Here is a 23151-nt window from a genome sequence, read left to right as displayed (position 1 = left end):
CGTACGTCGGAGGCCTCGCGCCTCACGGAAATGGACTTGTGTGTTCGCTACCAGACTACTGATGCGCGGCGAGAAATGCAGAACGGGCGACCCCCGAAGGAGTCGCCCGTCCGGACGCTGAGAGATCAGCCGAGGATCAACGACGCAGACCCAGGCGCTCGACGATCGAGCGGTAGCGCTCGATCTCGGTCTTCTGCAGGTAGTTCAGCAGACGGCGACGCTGGCCCACGAGCAGCAGCAGACCACGACGGCTGTGGTGGTCGTGCTTGTGCTGCTTGAGGTGCTCGGTGAGGTGGCTGATGCGGTGCGAGAGCAGCGCGATCTGGACCTCGGGCGAACCGGTGTCCCCCTCAACGGTGGCGTACTCGGCGATGATCTTCTTCTTGGTCTCCGCGTCGGTACCGATCGACATGCGGGGCTCCTCTCGACTCGTTGCGCGGCGCGCCCGGGCCTGTTCACCGGGGCACTCTTGATCCGCGGCCGTTAGACGGCAACCGGAGAAGACTATCAACGCCGTACGCCGGGGCCGAATCCGCGCCGGACCCGTCATCGCGCGCGACCGGGTCCGGATGGCACCATCGGGTCATGGACCGTCTCGGAGCCGCGCTCAGACCCGGCCTCGTCGCCGTCCTCGCCGCGATCCTGCTGGCAGGGGACCTGCTCGCACCCGGCGCCGACGCCGCGACCAGCCTACCGATGAGTGCACGGGCACCCGGTGTCGTCGCGGCGGCGCCGGGTGCCCGCGTCGCGCTGCCGGACCCGCGCGTCGCGACGTTCGCCGACCAGGTCCCGGCCGACACCACCCAGGTCGTGCGCACCATCCCCAGCCACCGCTGGTGCAAGGCGGTCTTCTGCAGCCTGACCCAGGCCTGGCGCAAGACGAGGGCCGGCGAGTGGCGGTTGGTGCGCCAGTTCCGCTCCACGATCGGCTCGCGCGGGTGGGGGAAGACCAAGGAGGGCGACGACCGCTCCCCCGTCGGCGTCTACCGGATCACCGTCACCTTCTCGACGGGAGCACGCCCGGGCCCGATGCCCTGGCGGCGGCGCAAGCCGACCTCGGTGCTGTCGATGAGCCACGGCGCCACCTACAACACCTGGCTGGAGATCCCCGGGCGGACGGCCGGCGACCGGCCGTCGATGCGGTGGGGCTGGGTGGTGGACTACAACCACCCACGCCTCACCCCCGGCAAGGGTCCCCGGCCCGTGCCCGGCAAGGGCGGCGCGATCTTCTACCACACCTCGCTGCCGGGCCGCCGGTACGCACCGACCGAGGGCTGCACCCAGGTGGGCAACCCCCGGTCGATGCACTGGTTGGTCCGCTGGTTGCGCCCGCAGGCGGACCCGCGCGTCGTCCAGGACCTCTGAGCAGCTCAGAGCTCGGCGCCGACCAGCTCCGGCTCCTCCACCAGCGTCCCGCGCGGCACGCTGATCCGGCCCGGCCACCAGGCTCGCTCCCCCAGTAGCACCAGCGCCGCCGGCAGCAGCACCTGCCGGACCAGGGTCGCGTCGAGCAGGATGGCCACCGCGAGGCCCACGCCCATGGTCTTCATCTCCAGCATGCTGAGCGTGGCGAAGATGGCGAAGACCGAGACCATCACCGCCGCGGCGCTGGTCACCACGGAGGAGGTGTCGGCGATCCCGCGCTGCACCGCCAGCCGCGGCGGCAGCCCCGCCCGGACGTGTTCGCGCACCCGGCTCAGCACGAAGACGTGGTAGTCCATCGAGAGCCCGATGAGCACCACCATCACGAACAGCGGCAGCCAGTCGACGATGAACCCCGGCGAGGAGAACCCCAGCGGCCCGGAGAGGAACCCGTGCTGGAAGACGAGGGTCAGGACGCCGAAGGCCACCCCGACCGAGGCCAGGTTCAGCACGCATGTCAGCAGCGCCAGCACGATGCTGCGGAAGGCGAGCCCCATCATCACGACCGTCAGCAGCAGGACGACCCCGATCACCCAGGGCAGCCGCTGGTGCAGCTGGTGGGTGGCGTCGTAACCCTCCGCGACCTCGCCGCCGACGTACGCCGTGCGGGTGCCGAGGGCGTCGGGGACCAACCGGTCGCGCAGGTGCAGCATCGCGTCGTCGGCGCGGGGGTCGTCGTCGGTGTAGCGCATGGTGAGGCGCAGAACGGCGATGCTGCCGTCGTCGGCCACCCGGATGTCGGGCTGCCCGCCGAGGAAGTCACGGGTGCGACCGGCCGCGGACTGCACCGCGGCCAGCTCCGAGCGGATCTGCGCCTGCTGCGCGGATCGCAGCGGGACCACCACGTCGGCGCCGACCAGCTGGGAGGGGAAGGCCGCCTCGATGGCACGGTAGGTCTGCACCTGCGGGATCGTCTGCGGGAGCGTGGCCAGGTTGGCCTGGTGGATCCGCATCCCGAGCGCCGGGGCGGCCAGACCGAGGACGACGATCGAGCCGGCCAGCAGCGCTGCCACGGGGTGGCGCACCACCGGACCGAGCAGGCGGCTCCCGATGCCGCCGCCGATGCGCCGGTTGAGCCGCCACAGCAGCGGGATGCGCGGCCGGTCCACCCACCGACCCAGCCCGGCGAGCAGCGCGGGCAGGAGCGTGATGGAGCCGAGCACCGCCGTCGCCACCACCACGATGGCGCCGGTGGCCAGCGAGGCGAAGGTGACATCGCCGACCAGGTAGAGCCCGGCCATCGAGGCGATCACGGCGCCGCCCGAGATCAGGATGGAGTGCCCCGAGGTCGCCGCGGCGATCTCCACGGCGTCGAGGGTGCTGCGTCCGGCGGCCCGCTCGGCGCGCTCACGCTTGAGGTAGAAGAGCGAGTAGTCGACCCCGACCGCCATGCCGATCAGCACGATCATGCTGCTGACCGAGTCGTCGGCGTGCACGAGGTGCGAGATCGGCGCGGTGAGGCCGATCGTGGCGGCGACGCTGGTCAATGCGACCAGGACAGGGATACCTGCGGCGATCAGGGCACCGAAGGCCAGCAGCATCAGGATCAACGTCACCGGCAAGCTGGTGAGCTCGGCCGAGGAGAGGTCCCGGCTGACACGGTCGTTGACAGCCGCGTCCAATGACACGTCGCCGGTCTCGCGGACCTTCAGCTGGGGGTGCGCTCGCTGCACCGCGTCGGTCGCCGCCTGCAGGGCGCCGACGTCCTTGGTGCCCCGGGTGAGGTCCACGGTGAGCAGGACGGCGCTGCGGTCGGGACTGGTCAGGGGGTCCGCCACGTCCGCCACCCCGGGGAGCCCGTGCAGCCGCCTCGCCGCCTCGGCGGCGGCGGCCGCGCGCTGCGGCGCCGTACCGCCGGTGAGGAGGATGTTCTCACTGTCAGGGGTCTCCATCCCGGCACCGCGGACCAAGGCGGCGGCCCGGCCCGAGTCGCCGGTGTCGTAGTCGGCGTCGCCGGTGTGCGCCGTCGGGATCGCGATCGCCAGACCGACAGCGACGACGACGAAGGCGAGCCAGCCGACAACGGCTCGCCAAGGGTGGGTGGCACTCCACCGCGCAACGCGCAGCGGGAGGCCGGAGCGGATTCGTGCGCTCATCTCAGGCTCCTTCTCCAGGGGTGCCTCCAGCCTCGCGAGCGCGCCTGTCCCTGTCGGTGGTGCGGACTCCCGAACCGATGGTGGTGCCAGCACCACTGCGCGCCGGCCCGCGGCAGGCCAGGATGGGAAGGTGACCACCGTGCCCGTCTCCGCCGACCTCCCCGCGGAGCGCCCCGGCGGCCTGCCCGCCGACCCACCCGTCGCCGGGCGGGTCCGGCTGACCCTGTACGCCGGCGGCCAGCTGCTGATGTGGGCGCCCACCCTCGCGGCCTTCGTGCTCACCGTGGTGGGCGGCGCGCTCTCGGTGATCTGCATCGGCCTGGTCATCGTGCCCTGGTCTTTGCCCGTGCTGCGCTGGCTGGCGGACCGCCACCGTGCGATGGCGGCACGCACCCTGGGCGTGCCCGTCCCGGGCGACCACCTCCCGGTGCCGGCGGGCACCCATTTCATCGGCCGGGTGGTGATCTGGGCGCGCGACCCGATGACCTGGCGCGAGTTCGCCTGGGCACTGGTCTCGCTGACGCTCGGCTTCGCCCTCGCCCTGCTCGAGGTGATGCTCCTGCTCTGCGTGGTGACGGGCATCCTGTGGTGGTTCGGCACCGAGCCGATCATGCGAGCCCGCGCGCGGCTCGACGGCCTGTTCCTCTCCTACGGCCGCACGGAGCTGTTGGAGCAGCGGGTAGCGGTCCTGACCGAGAGCCGCGCCGAGGTCGCCGACCACTCGGCGGCCGAGCTGCGCCGCCTCGAGCGGGATCTGCACGACGGCGCCCAGGCACGCCTGGTCGCGCTCTCGATGAGCCTGGGCATGGCCGATGAGGCCTTCGACGCCGACCCCGAGCGTGCCCGCCGGCTGGTCAGCGAGGCCCGGGCCACCACCACCGCTGCGCTCGGCGACCTGCGCAGCGTCGTGCGCGGCATCCATCCGCCTGTGCTCGCCGACCGCGGCCTGGCCGGCGCGGTCGAGGCGCTCGCCCTGGACCTCCCCCTCCCGGTCGAGGTCGAGGCACGGCTCGACGGACGGCCGCCGGCACCGGTGGAGTCCGCGCTCTACTTCGCGGTCGCCGAGTGCCTGGCCAACGTCGGCAAGCATGCGGCGGCCGAGCATGCCTGGGTGCGGATGCGCCACCGCGACGGGATGATGCGGGCCATCGTCGGCGACGACGGCCGCGGCGGCGCCGATCCGACGGCCGGTTCCGGCATGCTGGGGGTGATGCGCCGGCTGGCGGCCTTCGACGGGACGATGAGCGTGGCCAGCCCCGCCGGCGGCCCGACGATCATCACCCTGGAGGTCCCGTGCGCCTTGTCCTCGCCGAAGACAACGCCCTCCTCCGGGCCGGGCTGACCCAGCTGCTCGAGAGCCGCGGGTTCACCATCCTGCACGCGATCGACCACGCCGCCGACCTCTCCGCGGCGCTCGCCGACCCGGCCGCGGAGGCCGCGGTCCTCGACGTACGGATGCCCCCGACGTTCACCGACGAGGGCCTGCGTGCGGCGATCGAGGCCCGTACGGCGCGGCCGGGCTTCCCGGTGATGGTGCTCTCGCAGTACGTGGAGTCCCTCTACGCCCGTGAGCTGTTCGCGTCGGGGACCGGCGCGGTGGGCTACCTGCTCAAGGATCGGGTCGCCGACGTCGCGGAGTTCGCCGACGGTGTACGCCGCGTCGCCGCGGGTGGCACCGTGCTGGACCCCGAAGTGGTCGCGGCGGTGATGGCCCGCCGCCGCGAGGAGCCGGTGGAGCGCCTCACGCCGCGCGAGCGGGAGGTCCTGGCCCAGATGGCGGAGGGCCGCTCGAACGCCGCGATCGCCCAGCGGCTCAGCGTCACCGAGAAGGCGGTGGCCAAGCACATCAACGCGATCTTCACCAAGCTCGACCTGCCGGTGGACGAGGACGATCACCGGCGGGTGCGGGCGGTGCTCGCGTGGCTGCGGGTGTGACCTGACGCGTCGGCTCAGGCCGGCTCAGGCCGGCTCAGGCCGGCTCAGGCCGGTGCGAGCCGGTTGCGCCGCAGTGAGCTGACCAGCGCCGCGGCGATGAACGCCACCCCGATCAGCCCGGTGACCACCTCGGGGACCTCGTGCTCGACGCTGACCAGCAGGAGCACCGCCAGCGCCCCGATCGCCCAGTGCGCCCCGTGCTCGAGGAAGACCAGCTCCGAGAGCGTGCCCTTGCGCACCAGCAGCACCGTCAGCGAGCGGACGTAGAGCGCGCCGATGCCCAGACCCAGCGCGATGATCACCGGGTCGACGGTGATGGCGAAGGCGCCGATGACGCCGTCGAAGGAGAAGCTGGCGTCGAGTACCTGCAGGTAGACGAACAACGAGAAGGCGGCCGTGCCGGTGGCGAGGGCCAGCTGGGCGCCCTCCCCCACGCCCGCGAAGAGATGCGCGCCGCCGTTCACGACCAGGTAGCACAGCAGGCCGGCGAGGCCGGCGGCGAGGATCTGGCCGTCGTGCTCGCGGTAGATCGCGGCGAACGCGAGCACGACGCCGAGCGCGATCATCACCGCCGCCTTGTCGACCAGACCGAGCCGCTGGATGCCACGCTCGATCGGGCCGAGCCAGTGCAGCGACTTGTGCTGGTCCAGCAGGAAGTCGAGGAAGATCATCAGCAGGAAGACGCCGCCGAAGGCAGCGATCGCCGGATGGGCATCGCGCAACAGGTAGCCGTAGGACCCCGGTTCCTCGGCATCGCCGCGCTCCAGGGCGAGCCGCCAGGCCCGCCACGGCGAGATGTGCGCTGTCGCGCCGACCACCAGCAGGGGGAAGACCAGACGCATCCCGAAGACGGCGATGACCATCCCGAGGGTCAGGAAGAGCCGCTGCCAGTAGGCCGACATCCGCGCCAGGACGCGCGCGTTCACCACGGCGTTGTCGAAGGAGAGCGAGACCTCCAGCACGACCAGGATCGCGGTGATCACCAGCGCGTGGCCGCCGCCGTAGAGCAGCGCCGCCACCAGGCCCGCGATCGTCAGGGCGAAGGACCAGCCGAAGGTGCGCAGGATCACGGGCGAACCCTAACCGGGACCCGGTGATGCTCCCCCACCGCGGCCGGCGGCACGCAGCCTGAACGGACCCTGACGGCGAAGCGGCCGGTCGGCCTCAGTCCAGCAGGGCGCGGGTGCGGTCGACGTCGGCACCCATCTGCGCGATCAGCGCGTCGATCGACTCGAACGCGACCATGCCGCGCAGGTGCTCGGCGAAGGCGACGTCGACCTCGACGCCGTACAGGTCCAGGTCGGTGCGGTCCAACACGTAGGACTCGACGCGACGACCCACCACCCCGTCGAAGGTCGGATTGGTGCCCACGCTGATCGCCGCGGGGAACGTCTCGCCGGTGTCGCGCCGGGTCAGCCACCCGGCGTAGACGCCGTCCGGCGGGACAGCGCATGCCCCGGTGGCCGGCACGTTGGCTGTCGGGTAGCCCAGCTCGCGTCCGCGCTGATCGCCCTTCACGACCACGCCGCGGATGCTGTAGGGCCGGCCGAGCGCCTCGGCCGCACCCGCGACGTCACCCGATGCCAGGCAGGTCCGCACGTACGTCGACGACCACACCTGCGGACCGCCGTCGAGCGCGATGCCCTCCACGACGAAGTCGTGCTGGGCCCCGTAGTCGCTCAGGCACGCCACGTCGCCGGCGGCGCGGTTGCCGTAGCGGAAGTTGGCGCCCACCACCACGACGGCCGCGTGCAGCCGGCTGACCAGGACCCGCTCGGCGAACTCGTCGGGCGTCCAGGCCGCCACGTCCCGATCGAAGGGCAGTGCCAGCACGGCGTCGGCCCCGGCGTCGGCGAGCAGCTCGGCACGCTGCTCCAGGGTGGTCAGCATGACCGGCGCGTGCTCGGGCCGCAGCACGGCCATCGGGTGCGGCGCGAAGGTGACCGCGACCAGGGTCAGGTCCCGCTCGGCAGCCAGCTCGTGGGCGCGCCGTACGACGTGCTGGTGGCCGCGATGGACGCCGTCGAAGTTGCCGATGACGACAGCGGTGCGACCCAGGTCCTCGGGCACCTCGGAGAGGCTTCGCCACAGCTTCACCACGAGGATCACCCTAGACGACCCCGCCAGGCCCGGTTCACCCGCCGTGCCACCGTCGGGACGCCGGCCCGCTCAGACGAAGACGGCCGTCGGCTTCGCCCGTACGGCGCCGGCCGGCTCGTAGAGCGCGAGGAACTCGCCGTCGGGGGCGAACACGGCGCTGAGGTGCTCCAGGCCGAGCTTGAGCGGCCGGCCGTAACGCACCTCCTGCGCCTGCTCCTCGGTGAGCTCGAGCACCGGGAACGCGCGTCGTGCCGCCGCTGCGAGCGGGAGCACGGCGAAGTCCTCCGACAGCTTCTCCAGCGTGTGGGCGACCTCGAGGCCGTAGGGGCCGACGGCCGTACGACGCAGCGCTGTCAGGTGCCCGCCCACGCCGAGGGACTGGCCCACGTCGCGCGCGATCGCACGGATGTAGGTCCCGCTGGAGCAGCGCACCGAGACGTCGACGTCGACGTACAGCTCCCCGCCGGGGCCGCCGCGGTCGCGACGCAGCCGGTGCACCACGAGCTCGTGGACCTTGACCGGCCGTGCCTTCAGCTCCACCTGCTCGCCCTCGCGCACCCGCTGGTAGGCCCGCTTGCCGTCGACCTTGATCGCGCTGACGGCGCTCGGCACCTGCAGCAGGTCACCGACCTGCTCGGCGAACGCGGCCCTGACCTGGTCCTCGTCGAGGGTGGCGGTGCTCCACATCCCGACGAACTCGCCCTCGGCGTCGTCGGTGCTCGTGGTGACGCCGAGGCGCACCGTCGCGTCGTACCTCTTCTCGGTGAGCATGAGGTGCCCGAGGAGCCGGGTCGCCCGCTCCACACCCACGATCAGGACGCCGGTGGCCATCGGGTCGAGCGTGCCGGCGTGGCCGACCTTGCGGGTGCCGGCCAGTCGGCGGACCCGGGCGACCACGTCGTGCGACGTCATCCCGCCGGCCTTGTCGACGACGACCAGGCCGGACTCGGCGGGCATCAGTCGTCGTCCCCCTGGTCGGCCTCATCCCCGTCGTCCCAGTCGTCGAGGTCTTCCTCCTCGCGCGGCTTCTTGTACGGGTCCTCGCCGCCGGCGTAGTCGCTGCCCCGCGATGCCGCCACCGCCTCGTCCTGCGCGCGCGCCTTGGCCAGCACCTCGTCGAGGTGGCGGGCGGTCTCGGGCAGCGCGTCGTGGACGAACTCCAGCGACGGGGCGTGCCGCATCCCCAGCTGCTTGGCGACCTCCGAGCGGATCAGCCCCTTGGCCGACTCCAGTGCTGTGGCCGTCCCGGCGAGCTCGGCGGGAGTGTCAGCGCCCAGGACGGTGTAGAACACGGTCGCCTGCTGGGTGTCCCCCGACACCCGCACGTCGGTGACGGTGGTGAAGCCGAGCCGCGGGTCCTTGATCCGGCGCTCCAGCATCTGCGCGACGATCACCTTGATCCGGTCGGCGATCTTGCGCACGCGCGGGTTGCTCATGTCTCTTCTCCTCGTTGAGAGGTCACTTCTTGCGGGTCGAGAAGTCAGTTTCGGCGCGGCAAGAGGTCAGTTCCTGCAGATCATCGTGGCACTTGGTGACCACTCGACCCACAGAAACTGACCTCTCGGCGTTGATCAGCTCCGCGGAATCTCGACCATCTCGAAGGCCTCGACGACGTCGCCTTCCTTGATGTCCTGGAAGTTGCGCAGCACCAGACCGCACTCGAAGCCCTCGCGGACCTCGGCGGCGTCGTCCTTCTCCCGCTTGAGCGAGGCCAGGTCGAGGTTGTCGGCGACGGTCTTCCCGTCGCGGATGACCCTGACCTTGGCGTTGCGCCGGATGAGGCCGTTGGTGACGTAGCAACCGGCGATGTTGCCGACCCGGGAGCTGCGGAAGATCGCGCGGATCTCCGCCTGGCCCAGGGTCCGCTCCTCGTACTCCGGCTTGAGCATGCCCTTGAGCGCTGCCTCGATCTCCTCGATGGCCTGGTAGATGACGGTGTAGTACCGGATCTCCACGCCCTCCTTCTCGGCCATCTCGGTCGCCTTGCCCTGCGGGCGGACGTTGAAGCCGATGATGATGGCGTCGGAGGCGGCGGCCAGGTCGACGTTGGTCTCGGTGATCGCACCGACACCACGGTCGATGACGCGGATGGAGACCTCGTCGCCGCCCACGTCGATCTTCGACAGGGCGTCCTCGAGCGCCTCGACCGAGCCGGACACATCGCCCTTGAGGATGAGGTTGAGCTCCTGGCTCTCGCCCTTCTCCATGGAGGCCATGAAGTCCTCGAGCGTACGGCGGACGCGGCGCTTGGCCTGCATGGCAGCACGCTCGCGCGCCTCGCGCTTCTCGGCGATCTGGCGGGCCATCCGGTCGTCCTCGACGACCAGGAAGTTCTGCCCCGCACCCGGGACCGCCGACAGGCCCAGCACCATCGCCGGCCGGGCCGGCATGGCCTCGGACAGCTCGTTGCCGTACTCGTCGAGCATCGCTCGGACACGGCCGAAGGCCGGGCCGGCGACGATCGAGTCGCCCACCCGCAGGGTGCCGCGCTGGACCAGCACCGTGGCCACCGGACCGCGACCGCGGTCCAGGTGGGCCTCGATGACCAGACCCTGGGCGTCCTGCGTCGGGTTGGCCCGCAGGTCGAGCGAGGCGTCGGCCGTCAGGACGATGGCCTCGAGGAGCTTGTCGAGGTTGAGGTTCGACTTCGCCGAGACGTCGACGAACATCGCGTCGCCGCCGTACTCCTCGGGCACCAGGCCGTACTCGGTCAGCTGGCCGCGGACCTTGGTGGGGTCCGCCTCCGGCTTGTCGATCTTGTTGACAGCGACCACGATCGGGACGCCGGCGGCCTTGGCGTGGTTGAGCGCCTCGACCGTCTGCGGCATCACGCCGTCGTCCGCCGCGACCACCAGGACCGCGATGTCGGAGGACTGCGAACCGCGGGCACGCATGGCGGTGAACGCCTCGTGACCCGGGGTGTCGATGAAGGTGATCTTGCGGTCCTCGCCACCGACCTCGGTGGTGACCTGGTAGGCACCGATGTGCTGGGTGATGCCACCGGCCTCGCCCGCGACCACGTTCGCGTTGCGCAGCGCGTCGAGCAGCTTGGTCTTACCGTGGTCGACGTGACCCATCACGGTCACGACCGGCGGGCGCACGACCCACTCGGACTCGTCGCCCTCGTCCTCGCCGAACTCGATGTCGAAGGACTCGAGCAGCTCGCGGTCCTCGTCCTCGGGCGAGACGACCTGCACCACGTAGTTGAGCTCCTCGCCGAGCAGCTCGAGGGTCTCGTCGCCCACGGACTGGGTGGCGGTCACCATCTCGCCCAGGCTGAACAGCATCTGGACGAGCTGAGCGGCGTCGACGTTGATCTTCTCGGCGAAGTCGGTCAGCGAGGCGCCGCGCGGCAGGCGAACGGTCTCGCCGTTGCCCTTGCGGACGCGGATGCCGCCGATCGTCGGGGCCTCCATGGCCTCGAACTCCTGGCGACGGGCCCGCTTCGACTTGCGGCCACGGCGCGAGGGACCACCGGGACGACCGAAGGCGCCCTGGGTGGAGCCGCGCTGACCGGGACGGCCACCGCCGCCACCGGGACGACCACCGCCGGCGGGACCACCGGCGCCGGCACCGGCCGGAGCACCGAAGCGGTTACCGCCACCGCCGGGAGCACCACCGCGACCGGGGGCGCCGCCGGGACGACCGGCACCGCCCGGACCCGGGCGACCCGGAGCTCCGGGACGGCCGGGGGCCCCACCGGGGCGGGACCCGAAGGCGGCCGGCGACTTCGGCATCATCGCCGGGTTGGGACGCGGCATGCCCGGACGCGGCGCGGCGCCACCGTCACGAGCCGCCGGCGGACGCGGCGGGCGCTGGTCGCCCGGCGTACCGCTCGTCGGTGCACCGGCACCACCATCACGCGGCCCGGGCGCAGCGGGCCGACGGCCCATGCCCTGGCTGGAGGAGAACGGGTTGTTGCCCGGGCGCGGCGCGCCGGGTCGGCCGACGGGACGCGGGCCCGGCGAGGGAGCCTTCGGGGACGGCGCCTTGGGCGCCGGCCTGGCCGGGCTAGCCGACCCGGCCGACGCGGCGGGCGCCGCCGGCGTGGCCGGGGTGGGCTTGGGTGCCGCAGGCGCGGGGGCCTCGGCGCGAGGGCCCGGCTTGGGGCCCGGGCGCGGGCCTGCCGGGGCGGACGGCGCCGACGGGGCCGCGGCCGCCGGGGCGGACGGCGCCGAAGCGGGCCGCTCGGAGGCCGCGGGGGCCGGTGCCGGCTGCGCCGCCTCAGCGGGCTTGTCGGCAGGCTTGTCGGCGACCTTCTCGGCCGGCTTCTCGGCCGGCGTGGCGGCAGGCGCCGGCGCAGCCTTCGGCTTCTCCGGTGCCTGCTGGGACAGCTCGGCGGCGTACGTCGCCTCGAACTTCTTCACCGCCGGCAGCTCGATGCTGGAGGAGGCAGTCTTGGCGAACTCGCCGATAGCGCTCAGCTTCTCCAGCGCTTCCTTGCTGGTGATGCCGTACTGCTTCGCGAGTTCGGAAACTCGGGTCTTGGCCACAATTCTCCTTCTGGCCTCAAGACCCGGGTCGGGTGTTCCTCGAGACCGTTAGTGGTTGTTGCTGTGTGAACAGCGGAGGGGGCTCATCGCGAGATACTCATCGAGTGCTCATGAGCTGTTGCTCCAGTTCCTGGTCGGATCCATCACGGTCGTCGAGTCGAGGTACTCACCCACGGCCGCCGCACTGATCCCGCCCTCGCACCGCAGTGCTCGGGGGAACGCCTTGCGCCGTACCGCGAGGTCGTAACACTCGGTGCTGGGGTGCAGATGCGCCCCGCGGCCGGGTGCGGTGCCCGTCGGATCAGGGAGGACGGCCTTCCGGCCGCCCACGAGACCCACGCTCACCCGCAACAACTCGCGTTTGGCGGCCCGGACCCGACAACCCACGCACGTCCGGACGGGTCCGGGCATGATCGTGTCGTCAGGGAGTGCCACCGAGGAGAAACTCTACCGCTTCGGGCCAGCCGATACCGAACCGGGACCGCCGTGGCCCCGGTTCGGGGGTGCTGCCGGGGCCGCTCAGGCCCCGGCGCCCTCCTCGTCGCTGCGGATGTCGATGCGCCAACCGGTCAGCCGAGCGGCCAGGCGGGCGTTCTGTCCCTCCTTGCCGATGGCCAGCGAGAGCTGGTAGTCGGGTACGACGACGCGCGCGGACTTGGTGGCCGCATCGACGATCTCGACCGAGTTCACCCGGGCCGGCGAGAGCGCGCTGGCGACCATCGCCGCGGGGTCCTCCGACCAGTCCACGATGTCGATCTTCTCGCCGTGCAGCTCGGTCATGATCTGTCGGACGCGCTGGCCCATGGGACCGATGCAGGCGCCCTTGGCGTTGACGCCCGGTGCGGTGGCCCGCACCGCGATCTTGGTGCGATGGCCGGCCTCGCGCGCGATGGCGGCGATCTCCACCGACCCGTCGGCGATCTCGGGGACCTCGAACGCGAACAGCTTCTTGACCAGGTTGGGGTGGCTGCGCGAGAGCGTGATCTGCGGACCGCGCATGCCCTTGCGCACGCTCATCACCAGGCACTTGATCCGGGTGCCGTGCTCGTAGCGCTCACCGGGGACGCGCTCGCTGACCGGGAGCAGCGCCTCCAGCTTGCCGAGATCGACCATCACGTCGTCGGGGTTGCGGCCCTGCTGGATCACCCCGGAGACGATGTCGCCCTCCTTGCCGGAGAACTCGCCGAACCGCACCTCGTCCTCGGCGTCGCGCAGGCGCTGGAGCACGATCTGCCGCGCCGTGGTGGCGGCGATGCGACCGAAGCCGTCGGGCGTGTCGTCGTACTCGCCGATCTGGTTGCCCTCGTCGTCGAGCTCCGCGGCCAGGACGCGCACGTGCCCGCTCTTGCGGTCCAGCTCGACGCGCGCACGCTGCTGGGCGCCCGCGCTCTTGTGGTAGGCCGTGAGCAGGCCCTGCTCGATCGCCTCGACGAGCACGTCGAAGGAGATCTCGCGCTCCCGCTCCAGCATGCGCAGGATGCTCAGGTCGATGTCCATCAGTCGTCTTCCTCGATCTTCTTGAACTCGATCTGCACCAGCGCCTTCGCGATGTCCGCGTACGCCACCGGCCGCTCCTCACCCTCGATCTCGAGGGTGACCTTGTCCTCGTCGGACCCACCGATCCGGCCGGTCACCGCGCCGCCCTCGACCAGCGTGACCTTGACCAGGCGACCCCGGTTGCGCCGCCAGTGTCGCGGCAGGGTCAGCGGCCGGTCGACGCCGCGCGAGGTCACCTCGAGGGTGTAGGGCAGCTCGCCCATCACGCTCGCGTTGGCCGGGTCGTCGAGGATCTCGTTGATCGTACGGGTCGCGTCCGCGACGTCGTCCAGGGTGAGCCCGCCGTCCTTGTCCACGGCGATCCGCAGCACGCGCCGCTTGCCGGCCGGGGTGAGCTCGATCGCCTCGATGTCGAGGCCCAGGGCTCGCAGCTGGTCGGCGAGGGCGGCTTCGATCCGCGACGGGGTCGCGCCGGGTCCACTCATGGGTCATCCCTCCCGATCCTGTTGTGGGGTGCAGTTGTGAGGCATCACCCTACCGGGTCCGCAGGGGGTGCGACCGCTAGGCTCGACGGCGTGACGCCGCCCCCCTCCGCCCTGTCCCGGCGGGCGACCCTGGGCCTGGCAGCGGCGCCGCTGGCCCTGCTGCTCAGCGGCTGTTCGCGTGACCAGGTCGAGGACCGGCTCGACTCCGGGGCGGACCGGCTGCGGGCTCCGCGCAGCACCCCTCCGGCCCCCGCCAATCCCGACCAGCCCCTCGTCGACGACGCCGTACGGGCGATCGCTGACCTGCGTGCCTCGCTGCTCCCCCATCGGGAGGCCGACCCGCTGATCGCGGATCTGGTCCGCATGCACGCTCGTCACCTGCAGGCGCTCGACGCCGCGTCCGCCGCCGGGTCCGCCGTCGCCCTCGGTGCCGGGCCCCTGCTCGCGGCGGTCGATGCCCGCGAGCGCGCCCTCGCCGCCGCGCTGGTAGCTCGGGCCGCGTCCGCGCAGGACGGCGACCTGGCCCGGCTCCTGGGCGCGATGAGCGCGGCGATCGCGCAACGCACCGCAGGTGCTGCGGCATGAGCGACACCCTGGTCGCGCGGCTGCGCACCGCGCTGGCGGCCGAGCACGCGGCTGTCTACGTGCTCGCCGCCTTGAGCACCCGTACGTCACCCGGCGCGCTCGCCGACGCGCTGCGCGCCTCCTACGACTTCCACCGGGCGGCCCGCGACGCGTTGGCCGAGCGACTGGCGGCCCTGGGTGACATCGCTCCCCCGGGCGCCGCACCCGCCTACGACCTGCCCGCCGGCCTCGGCACGTCGGCCGGGGTCAGCGCGGCGGCGCTCGCCCTCGAGCAGGCCTCGGCTGTCGGGTACGGCGACCTGGTCGCGGCTACCACGGGGTCGGACCGCACCCGGTCGATCGGCTGGCTGAGCGCCACCGCCGTACGGCAACTCGGCTTCGGCGGCAAGCCGTCCGACCTGCCCGGCATCGTCTGAGCGATCGCCGCGCGGCCCACCGATCGGGGCACGAACGCGAGGCTCGCGCGTCGGTTGGCCACGAGGAACTCCCGAGACGTCCCCCGGGGCCAACCGGCGCGCGAGCGCCATCTCAGGCCTGGACACGTGGGCCTGGCGGAGCTCCGCCGACTTCGGAGTGTGGGGGATCTGCGTCGCCCCGCATGCATAATTGTGCAAGGAGCAGCGGTGCCGCGGAAGGGTGCAGCCGGTTCACCTCTGTGCACTGCACAAAGTTGCAAATCCCTCGGCGTCAGCCGAGCGGGGCCGGCGTCAGCCGTTCACCAGGGCGGTGAGTCGTGCGACGGCGTCGGCGGTCGCCACGTCGGTCTTCTCACCGCTGCGCCGGTCCTTGACCTCGATGAGACCGTCGGCCAGGCCGCGCCCCACCGTCACGATGGTGGGCACGCCGATCAGCTCGGCGTCCTTGAACTTCACGCCGGGGCTGACCTTCTCACGGTCGTCGTACAGCACGTCCAGCCCTGCGGCGGTGAGCTCGTCGGCCAGCCGGGCCGCGGCCTCGAAGACCGCCTGGTCCTTGCCGGTCGCGACCAGGTGCAGGTCGTAGGGCGCGATGTGGCGCGGCCAGCACAGCCCGATCTCGTCGAGGGTGCCCTCGGCGATGGCCGCCACCGCGCGGGTGACGCCGATGCCGTAGGAGCCCATCGTGACCGTCTGCAGCTTGCCGTTGACGTCGAGCACCTGCAGGCCGAGAGCCTCGGCGTACTTCTTCCCGAGCTGGAACACGTGGCCCATCTCGATGCCCTTGGCGGTCTCCAGGGTGCCCTCGTCGCAATGCGGGCAGGCATCGCCATCGCGGACGTCGGCCGCCTCGATGGTGCCGTCGGGGCCGAAGTCGCGCCCCACGACCAGGTCGAGCACGTGCTTGCCGGCCTCGTTGGCGCCGGTGACCCAGGCGGTGCCCGTCACGACCCGCGGGTCCACGAGGTAGCGGATCCCACTCGCGGACTCCTCGCCGAGCACCTCGGGGCCGATGTAGCCCTTGACCAGAGCCGGGTGCTTGGCGAACTCCTCCTCGGTCATCGGGGCGACCTCGATCGGCTCGAGCTGCCCCTCCAGCCGCTTGGTGTCGACCTCCCGGTCCCCCGGCAGCCCGATGGCCAGGGGCTCGGTGGTGCCGTCGGGGTGCTTGAGCGTGAGCAGGACGTTCTTCAGGGTGTCACCGGCCGCCCACGGCCGGTCCGCCCGCGGGTGCTTCTCGTTGAGCAGCGCCACCAGCGACTCGATGGTCGGCGTGGACGGGGTGTCCTCGACGTGCGCGGCCGCGAGACCCTCGACGCTGCGTGCCGCAGGAGCCCGGACGGCTACGGCCTCCACGTTGGCCGCGTAGTCGCAGTGCGTGCACCGGACGTAGGTGTCCTCGCCGACGTCCGCCTTGGCGAGGAACTCCTCGGACTTCGAGCCGCCCATCGCGCCGGCCGTGGCCTTGACGATCGCGTAGTCGAAGCCGAGCTGGTCGAAGATCCGGACGTAGGCGTCGCGGTGCGCCTGGTAGGAGGCCTCCAGGCCGGCCGCGTCGATGTCGAAGGAGTAGGAGTCCTTCATGGTGAACTCGCGTCCGCGCAGCAGGCCGGCGCGCGGCCGGGCCTCGTCACGGTACTTGGTCTGGATCTGGTAGAGGCTCAGCGGCAGATCCTTGTAGGAGCTGTACATGTCCTTGACCAGGAGGGTGAACATCTCCTCGTGGGTCGGCCCGAGCAGGTAGTCGGCGTCCTTACGGTCCTTGAGCCGGAAGATGCCGTCGCCGTACTCGGTCCAGCGGTTGGTCGCCTCGTAGGGCTCGCGCGGCAGCAGCGCGGGGAACGAGACCTCCTGGGCACCGATCCGGTCCATCTCCGTGCGGATGATGTCCTCGACCCGGCGCAGCACCCGCAGGCCCAACGGCAGCCAGGTGTAGATGCCGGGCGCGGCGCGGCGGATGTAGCCGGCGCGGACGAGCAGCCGGTGGCTGGGCACCTCGGCGTCGGCCGGGTCCTCCCGCAGGGTCCGCAGGAACAGGGTCGACATCCGGGCCAGCATGGGCAGAAGGCTACTGGCGGCGCCGTACCCCGCGCGAACCGGTTGCCCGCTGCTCAGCGGCCGGCACGCAGGGCGCCGCGGATCAGCGGCAGCTGAAGGGGCAGCCGGGCCACGGTCGCGGCCTGGCGGGCCGGCGTGCCGCGACGGCGGGCGTCGAGCGCCATCTTGACGTTGCCGGGGAAGACGCCGACCAGGAGCGCGGCGCTGGCGTAGCCCGCCCAGCGTCGCGTCGCCGGCAGGGCCAGTCCGGCCGCACAGACCAGCTCGGCGACGCCGCTGGCCACGATGATCTCGCGATGGGCCGGCAGCTGGCGCGGGATCAGCGGCTTGAACACCTCCGGCTTGACCAGGTGGACGATGCCGCTGACGGTGAAGGCACCGAGGACGATCTTGGCGTCGAGGGGGAGGCTCATGTCGTGAGGGTAGCCAGCGCTCGAAGCAGGGCTGCCGCAGCATCGACCGGAGTGGTTCACGGACCGAGGCCCACGGCAGCGCCGGCCCCGCCACCGGCGGCCTCGGAGGATCGCCGGGCGATGCGGGCTCAGAACATCACTGTCGCGAAGGTGGCCGTCTGGCGGAAGCCCACCCGCTCGTACGCCGCCTTGGCCGGTGCGTTCCAGTCGTTGACGTAGAGCGAGACGGCGGGCGCGATCTCGCGCCGCACGATGTCGGCGACAGCTGCCATGCCACGGGTGGCCAGCCCCTCGCCGCGTCGGTCGGGGACCACGAAGACGCCCTGGATCTGGGCCGCGTACGGCGAGGCGCACGCCACCTCGGCCTTGAACACCAGCCGGCCCTCCTCGAACCGCACGAACGACCAGCCGCGGCTGATCAGCTGCAGGACGCGCGCTCGGTACAGCTCTCCCCCGCCGCCGATCTCGGGCGACACCCCGACCTCCTCGGTGTACATGGCGACGCAGGCCGGGTAGAGGTCGTCGAAGTCAGCACGGGTCGAGCGACGTACGAGGCCGTCGGGCTCGACGGCCGGCGGCCCGGCGAGGACCATGTGGGGCTGCACCCAACGCTGCTCCCGAGGACGGCCCCACGAGGCGGCGACGGTGTCCCAGAAGGCGCGCACGGGTGCCGCCGGTCCCACCAGTGTCGACACCGTCCGGCCCCGGGTCAGGGCTCGCTCGGCGAACGCGCGCGCGTCCTCCTCGGTCGCCGCGATCGGCACGAGGTTCGCGCCGACGTGGCAGGCCGCCACCAGGTCGCCGCCGACCCACCGGCCCCAGACCTCACCGCCGAGCCAGCGCGGCTCGAGGCTGGTGGTGCGGGCGCGGTAGTCCGCGAAGACGTTGACCACCGGATCGCCCGAGGTCAGCTCGAGGAACGCGTCCAGGTCGGCCGGACCCAGCGGCCTGATCCCCTGGCGCATGGTGAGCATGCGCCAGACTCTAGCCCGCGCTCACGAGGCGCCGGTGCTGCCCTCGGCTCAGGAGACGCTGACCTGCGCGCCGGCGCCCTCGACCGGCTCCATCTCCTCGGCCAGCCGCATGGCCTCCTCGATCAGGGTCTCGACGATCTTGGACTCCGGGACGGTCTTGATGACCTCGCCCTTGACGAAGATCTGACCCTTGCCGTTGCCCGACGCGACGCCGAGGTCGGCCTCGCGGGCCTCCCCCGGGCCGTTGACGACGCAGCCCATCACGGCGACGCGCAGCGGCACCTCGAGGCCGTCGAGCCCGGCGGTGACCTGCTCGGCGAGGGTGTAGACGTCGACCTGCGCACGACCGCACGAAGGACACGAGACGATCTCGAGGCGGCGGGGGCGCAGGTTGAGCGACTCCAGGATCTGGAGGCCGACCTTGACCTCCTCGACCGGCGGAGCACTCAGCGAGACCCGGATCGTGTCGCCGATGCCCTTGGAGAGCAGCGCACCGAAGGCGGTCGCCGACTTGATCGTGCCCTGGAAGGCCGGGCCGGCCTCGGTGACCCCGAGGTGCAGCGGCCAGTCGCCACGCTCGGCGAGCATCTCATAGGCACGCACCATCACGACCGGGTCGTTGTGCTTGACCGAGATCTTGAAGTCGTGGAAGTCGTGCTCCTCGAACAGGCTCGCCTCCCACACGGCGCTCTCCACGAGCGCCTCGGGCGTGGCCTTGCCGTACTTCTGCAGCAGCCGCTTGTCGAGCGAACCGGCGTTGACGCCGATCCGGATGGACGTGCCGTGGTCGCGCGCGGCCGCCGCGATCTCCTTGACCTGGTCGTCGAAGGCGCGGATGTTGCCCGGGTTGACCCGTACGGCGGCGCAGCCGGCCTCGATCGCGGCGAAGACGTACTTCGGCTGGAAGTGGATGTCGGCGATGACCGGGATCTGCGAGTGCGTCGCGATCTGCGGCAGCGCGTCGGCGTCGTCCTGGCTGGGACAGGCGACGCGCACGATGTCGCAACCGGCGGCGGTGAGCTGGGCGATCTGCTGCAGGGTGCTGTTGACGTCGGAGGTCAACGTCGTGGTCATCGACTGCACCGAGATCGGGTAGTCGCTGCCGACACCGACCTTGCCGACCTTGATCTGACGCGTCTTGCGCCGCGGGGCGAGGACCGGCGCGGGGGCCTCGGGCATGCCCAGGGAAGTCATGTTCGCAGGCTATCCGTTCACTGTGACAGGGGATGAAGCGGGACGACGAGATCGCCGATGATGAGCACCACACCCATCACCAGCAGGAAGCTGGCCACGACGTACGCGACCGGGAGCAGCTTGGCGGCGTCGACGTAGCCGGGATCGGGACGGCGGCGCAGCCGGGCGAAGCCGCGGCGGACCGCCTCCCACAAGGCGGAGGCGATGTGGCCGCCGTCGAGCGGCAGCAGCGGGATGAAGTTGAACAGCCCGATGAACAGGTTGAAGCCGCCCACGAGCATGAGCAGCCCGGCGATCTTGTCGCCGAGCGGGAAGCCCTTGGCGGAGATCTCCTCGCCGGCGATGCGGCCGCCGCCGACGATGCTGACGGGGCTGTCGGCCGCACGCTCCTTGACCCCGACGATGGCCTCGGCCACACCCCAGACCCGGACGGGCAGGTGGACCAGGGAGACCACCGAGTCCTTGGTCATCGTGCCCATCTGGCGCAGCGTGTAGATCGGGCCGCCGTGGGTGACCTGGATGTGGCTGGCCGGCGAGACGCCGAGGAAGCCGACCTGCTTGAGGGTCTGGTCGTCCGGATCGTCACTGCTGGGCCGCGCCTCGACGGTGGTGGTGGTCTGGCCGGTCATCGCGGTGCCGTCGCGGGTGTAGCCGATCACCGCGTGGCCCGACAGGTTGTGCTGGATCAGCGTGCGGAGCTGGGCCCAGTCGGTCACCGCGGTGCCGTTGAAGGAGGTGACCCGGTCCCCCGGCCGCAGTCCGGCCTGGTACGCCGGGGCCACCGGGTCGGTGCTCCTGCACGCGCGGCCCGACTCGGCGTACGGGATGACGCACTTGCTGACGCTGTCGATGACGGGCGGTCCGCCGTCGGCGACCACCTCGTGCGAGCCGTAGATCCCGAAGACGCCGAGGAAGACGAAGAACGCGATCAGGAGGTTGACCGTCGGGCCACCGGCCATCACGATCACCTTCTTCCACCAGGCCAGCCGGTAGAAGAGGCGCGGCGCGTCCTCGGGCTGGATGGTCTCCCACTCCGCCGCGCGGGCGTCGGAGATGAGCTGGGTGAACATCCCGGTGTTGGAGCGGCGCACCATCACCTCGCCGGTCGCAGCGCCCGCGGCAGAACCCGCCGAGCCCGTGCGCGAACCCGCGACGGAGCCCGCGGAGAGGCCGCTGCGAGAGGTCGCGGCGTCGGCCTGCCGAGCGTGGGCCTGACCCTGGCCGGGCCCCGGCGGCAGCATGCCGACGATCTTCACGTAGCCGCCGAGCGGGACGCCCTTGACGCCGTACTCGGTCTCGCCCTTCTTCTTCGACCACACCGTCGGGCCGAAGCCGATGAAGTACTGCGTCACCTTGGCCCCGAACGCCTTCGCCGGGATCATGTGGCCGAGCTCGTGCAGGCCGATCGAGGCCAGGATCGCGGCCACGAACAGGACGACCCCGAGAAGGTAGAAGACGGCGGTCAACAGCGTTCCGATCAGGCTGGGCGGATGAGGTCGGAGGCGGCGGCGCGGGCCCAGGCGTCGGCCGCCAGGACGTCGTCGACGGACAGCGTCCCCCTCGAGGGTACGTCGCCATGCCCAGCGACGACCCTCTCGACGGTGTCCACGATGTCGGTGAAGCGGATCCGGCCGTCGTGGAAGGCGTCCACGCAGACCTCGTTGGCGGCGTTGTAGACGGCCGGGAACGTGCCACCGCGCTCGCCCACGTGACGGGCCAGCCGAACCGCCGGGAAGGCCTCGTCGTCGAGCGGGAAGAACTCCCAGCTCTGCGCCCGGGTCCAGTCGACGCCCGGTGCCGTGTCCGGGACCCGGTCGGGCCAGGCGAGGCCGAGCGCGATCGGCACGAGCATCGTCGGCGGCCCGGCCTGCGCCAGGGTCGAGCCGTCGGTGAACTCGACCATGGAGTGGACGTAGGACGTCGGGTGCACGACCACGTCGATGCGGTCGAAGGGGATGCCGAAGAGCAGGTGCGCCTCGATCACCTCCAGGCCCTTGTTGACCAGCGTGGCGGAGTTGGTGGTGACCACCCGGCCCATGTCCCAGGTCGGGTGCGCGAGCGCCTGCGCCGGGGTGACCTCGTGGAGCTCCTCGCGGCTGCGGCCGCGGAAGGGTCCCCCGCTGGCGGTCAGGACGAGCCTGCGGACCTCGTTCGGCGCACCGCCGCGCAGGCATTGCGCGATCGCCGAGTGCTCGGAGTCCACGGGCACGATCTGTCCGGGCGCGGCGCGCTCGAGGACGATCGGGCCGCCGATGATCAGCGACTCCTTGTTGGCCAGGGCGAGGGTGTTGCCGGCGTCGAGCGCGGCCAGCGTCGGACGCAGCCCGACAGCGCCCGTGATGCCGTTGAGCACCACGTCGGCGGACAGCCCTGCGGCCTCGCTGCTCGCCTCCTCGCCGAGTCCGCTGAAGGTCGGCCGGAACTCGGCGACCTGCCGCTCGAACAGCTCGGGCTGGCCGCCGCCGGCGGTCAGGCCGACGACCCGGAAGCGCTCCGGGTTGCGGCGTACGAGCTCCAGGGCCTGGGTCCCGATCGATCCGGTCGATCCGAGTATCACCACATCGCGCACGCCCGCATCCTTCCAGGCGATGGGGCCGGGGTCGGCCTCGCCATGCCTAGGCTGTCCAGATGGGCGCGTACGTCGACATCCACGGCCATCCGACCTGGCTCCACGATCCGGGCGGCTCCGGGGAGACCGTGCTCCTCCTCCACGGCGGGCTGAGCTGCAGTGACGAGCTCCTCGCCGCGCTGGAGGCACCACTCGCGGCGGACTACCGGGTGGTCGCCTTCGACCGCCGCGGGCACGGCTACACCAGCGACAGTCACGAGCCGTTCCACTACGCCGCGATGGCCGCCGAGGTGACCGGAGTGATCGAGCACCTCGGCGGCCCGGTCCACCTGGTCGGCTGGAGCGACGGCGGGATCGCCGCGCTGCTGGCCAGCCGCGAGCGGCCCGACCTGGTCACCCGTCAGGTGCTGATCGGAGCGAACTTCCACCACGACGGCATCGAGTGGGGCGTGGACCTGGGCGAGGACTCAACGATCGGCCAGGCGACGGCGCGGGCCTACGCCGAGCGCTCCCCCGACGGCCCGGAGCACCTGCCGGTCGTGACCGCCAAGTTCGACACGATGGCGCGCAGCGAGCCGACCCTCACGGTCGAGGACCTGCACGGCGTCACCACCCCCACCCTGGTGCTGGCCGGCGACGACGACATGGTGCGGCTCGACCACACAGCGGCGCTCTACCAGGCCCTGCCCGCCGCCCAGCTCGCCGTCGTGCCCGGCGCCTCGCACGCCGTACCGGTGGAGAAGCCGGCGCTCGTCGCCGGGCTGATCCGCGACTTCCTGGGCGGTCCGGTGCCGCCGCTCACCGCCCTGCCGGTGCGGCGAGCACGCTGCGCCCACTAGGTTTTGACCGGATCCGTCGTCCCCGGCGCTTCCGACCGCTGATCTCGTCGCCGTAGGCTGGATGCACAGCCCGGA

General features: G+C 71.8%; 22 protein-coding genes. 6 read left to right on the top strand and 16 right to left on the bottom strand.

Annotated features, from left to right (window positions below):
• Positions 1-136 precede the first annotated feature (136 nt).
• Positions 137-412, bottom strand: coding sequence for a 30S ribosomal protein S15 (gene rpsO, locus P5P86_RS08020; RefSeq protein WP_017933961.1), 276 nt, complete (start codon positions 410-412; stop codon positions 137-139).
• A gap of 173 nt (positions 413-585) precedes the next feature.
• On the opposite strand from rpsO, the gene P5P86_RS08015 reads away from it, so the two are divergent.
• Positions 586-1365, top strand: a complete 780-nt coding sequence (locus P5P86_RS08015) for a L,D-transpeptidase family protein (protein ID WP_280610795.1) — start codon at positions 586-588, stop codon at positions 1363-1365.
• Between the two features lie 5 nt (positions 1366-1370).
• Here the strand turns inward: P5P86_RS08015 and P5P86_RS08010 are convergent, their stop codons facing one another.
• Positions 1371-3518 (bottom strand): MMPL family transporter, encoded by a 2148-nt coding sequence (locus P5P86_RS08010; RefSeq protein WP_280610794.1) that lies wholly within the window; start codon positions 3516-3518, stop codon positions 1371-1373.
• 130 nt (positions 3519-3648) lie between these two features.
• On the opposite strand from P5P86_RS08010, the gene P5P86_RS08005 reads away from it, so the two are divergent.
• Positions 3649-4860 (top strand): sensor histidine kinase, encoded by a 1212-nt coding sequence (locus tag P5P86_RS08005; protein ID WP_280610793.1) that lies wholly within the window; start codon positions 3649-3651, stop codon positions 4858-4860.
• Positions 4812-5453: a LuxR C-terminal-related transcriptional regulator gene (locus P5P86_RS08000; RefSeq protein ID WP_280610792.1), complete on the top strand. Its 642-nt coding sequence runs from the start codon at positions 4812-4814 to the stop codon at positions 5451-5453. Before P5P86_RS08005 ends, P5P86_RS08000 begins: the two co-directional genes overlap by 49 nt.
• Before the next feature lie 44 nt (positions 5454-5497).
• Here the strand turns inward: P5P86_RS08000 and P5P86_RS07995 are convergent, their stop codons facing one another.
• From P5P86_RS07995 to rimP, 8 genes are all read right to left on the bottom strand, one after another.
• Positions 5498-6523, bottom strand: a complete 1026-nt coding sequence (locus P5P86_RS07995; RefSeq protein WP_280610790.1) for a DUF475 domain-containing protein — start codon at positions 6521-6523, stop codon at positions 5498-5500.
• Positions 6524-6617: 94 nt separating this feature from the next.
• A complete protein-coding gene (locus tag P5P86_RS07990) occupies positions 6618-7550 on the bottom strand; it encodes a bifunctional riboflavin kinase/FAD synthetase (protein WP_280611226.1) in 933 nt (310 codons plus the stop codon).
• 72 nt (positions 7551-7622) lie between these two features.
• Positions 7623-8510, bottom strand: a complete 888-nt coding sequence (gene truB, locus P5P86_RS07985; RefSeq protein WP_280610789.1) for a tRNA pseudouridine(55) synthase TruB — start codon at positions 8508-8510, stop codon at positions 7623-7625.
• Positions 8510-8989 carry a 30S ribosome-binding factor RbfA gene (rbfA, locus tag P5P86_RS07980; protein ID WP_280610788.1) on the bottom strand — a complete coding sequence of 160 codons (480 nt, stop codon included), beginning with the start codon at positions 8987-8989 and terminating at the stop codon, positions 8510-8512. Before rbfA ends, truB begins: the two co-directional genes overlap by 1 nt.
• A 135-nt stretch (positions 8990-9124) precedes the next feature.
• Entirely contained in the window at positions 9125-12046 is a 2922-nt protein-coding gene (infB, locus tag P5P86_RS07975; RefSeq protein WP_280610787.1) for a translation initiation factor IF-2, read from the bottom strand.
• A 108-nt stretch (positions 12047-12154) separates the two neighbouring features.
• Positions 12155-12457 carry a YlxR family protein gene (locus P5P86_RS07970; protein ID WP_280611225.1) on the bottom strand — a complete coding sequence of 101 codons (303 nt, stop codon included), beginning with the start codon at positions 12455-12457 and terminating at the stop codon, positions 12155-12157.
• Between the two features lie 108 nt (positions 12458-12565).
• Positions 12566-13543, bottom strand: a complete 978-nt coding sequence (gene nusA, locus P5P86_RS07965) for a transcription termination factor NusA (protein WP_280610786.1) — start codon at positions 13541-13543, stop codon at positions 12566-12568.
• Positions 13543-14028, bottom strand: a complete 486-nt coding sequence (rimP, locus tag P5P86_RS07960; RefSeq protein ID WP_280610785.1) for a ribosome maturation factor RimP — start codon at positions 14026-14028, stop codon at positions 13543-13545. Before rimP ends, nusA begins: the two co-directional genes overlap by 1 nt.
• A 90-nt stretch (positions 14029-14118) precedes the next feature.
• Here rimP and P5P86_RS07955 point away from each other — a divergent pair, with 90 nt between their 5' ends.
• Together P5P86_RS07955 and P5P86_RS07950 are read left to right on the top strand one after the other, a co-directional pair.
• Entirely contained in the window at positions 14119-14613 is a 495-nt protein-coding gene (locus P5P86_RS07955; protein ID WP_280610784.1) for a hypothetical protein, read from the top strand.
• A complete protein-coding gene (locus P5P86_RS07950) occupies positions 14610-15029 on the top strand; it encodes a DUF4439 domain-containing protein (RefSeq protein ID WP_280610783.1) in 420 nt (139 codons plus the stop codon). The genes P5P86_RS07955 and P5P86_RS07950 overlap by 4 nt, the downstream gene beginning before the upstream one ends.
• 291 nt (positions 15030-15320) lie before the next feature.
• On the opposite strand, the gene P5P86_RS07945 is transcribed toward P5P86_RS07950, so the two are convergent.
• The 6 genes from P5P86_RS07945 to P5P86_RS07920 form a co-directional block, all read right to left on the bottom strand.
• A complete protein-coding gene (locus P5P86_RS07945) occupies positions 15321-17087 on the bottom strand; it encodes a proline--tRNA ligase (RefSeq protein ID WP_280610782.1) in 1767 nt (588 codons plus the stop codon).
• 53 nt (positions 17088-17140) lie between these two features.
• Entirely contained in the window at positions 17141-17500 is a 360-nt protein-coding gene (locus tag P5P86_RS07940; RefSeq protein WP_280610781.1) for a DoxX family protein, read from the bottom strand.
• Positions 17501-17628: 128 nt separating this feature from the next.
• The gene (locus P5P86_RS07935; protein ID WP_280610779.1) at positions 17629-18474 is read right to left on the bottom strand and encodes a GNAT family N-acetyltransferase; all 846 of its coding nucleotides are present in this window, start codon (positions 18472-18474) and stop codon (positions 17629-17631) included.
• Between the two features lie 48 nt (positions 18475-18522).
• A complete protein-coding gene (gene ispG, locus P5P86_RS07930; RefSeq protein ID WP_280610778.1) occupies positions 18523-19668 on the bottom strand; it encodes a flavodoxin-dependent (E)-4-hydroxy-3-methylbut-2-enyl-diphosphate synthase in 1146 nt (381 codons plus the stop codon).
• A 17-nt stretch (positions 19669-19685) separates the two neighbouring features.
• Entirely contained in the window at positions 19686-21134 is a 1449-nt protein-coding gene (locus P5P86_RS07925; protein ID WP_280610777.1) for a M50 family metallopeptidase, read from the bottom strand.
• Positions 21135-21145: 11 nt separating this feature from the next.
• Complete coding sequence (locus P5P86_RS07920) at positions 21146-22237, bottom strand: 1-deoxy-D-xylulose-5-phosphate reductoisomerase (RefSeq protein ID WP_280610776.1); 1092 nt, start codon at positions 22235-22237, stop codon at positions 21146-21148.
• A 59-nt stretch (positions 22238-22296) separates the two neighbouring features.
• On the opposite strand from P5P86_RS07920, the gene P5P86_RS07915 reads away from it, so the two are divergent.
• Entirely contained in the window at positions 22297-23076 is a 780-nt protein-coding gene (locus tag P5P86_RS07915) for an alpha/beta fold hydrolase (RefSeq protein ID WP_280610775.1), read from the top strand.
• The last annotated feature ends 75 nt before the right edge of the window (positions 23077-23151 follow it).

Origin of the sequence: Nocardioides sp. BP30, from assembly GCF_029873215.1 — a bacterium.
Taxonomy (GTDB): domain Bacteria; phylum Actinomycetota; class Actinomycetes; order Propionibacteriales; family Nocardioidaceae; genus Nocardioides.
This window is presented reverse-complemented; position numbering and strand designations above follow the sequence as displayed.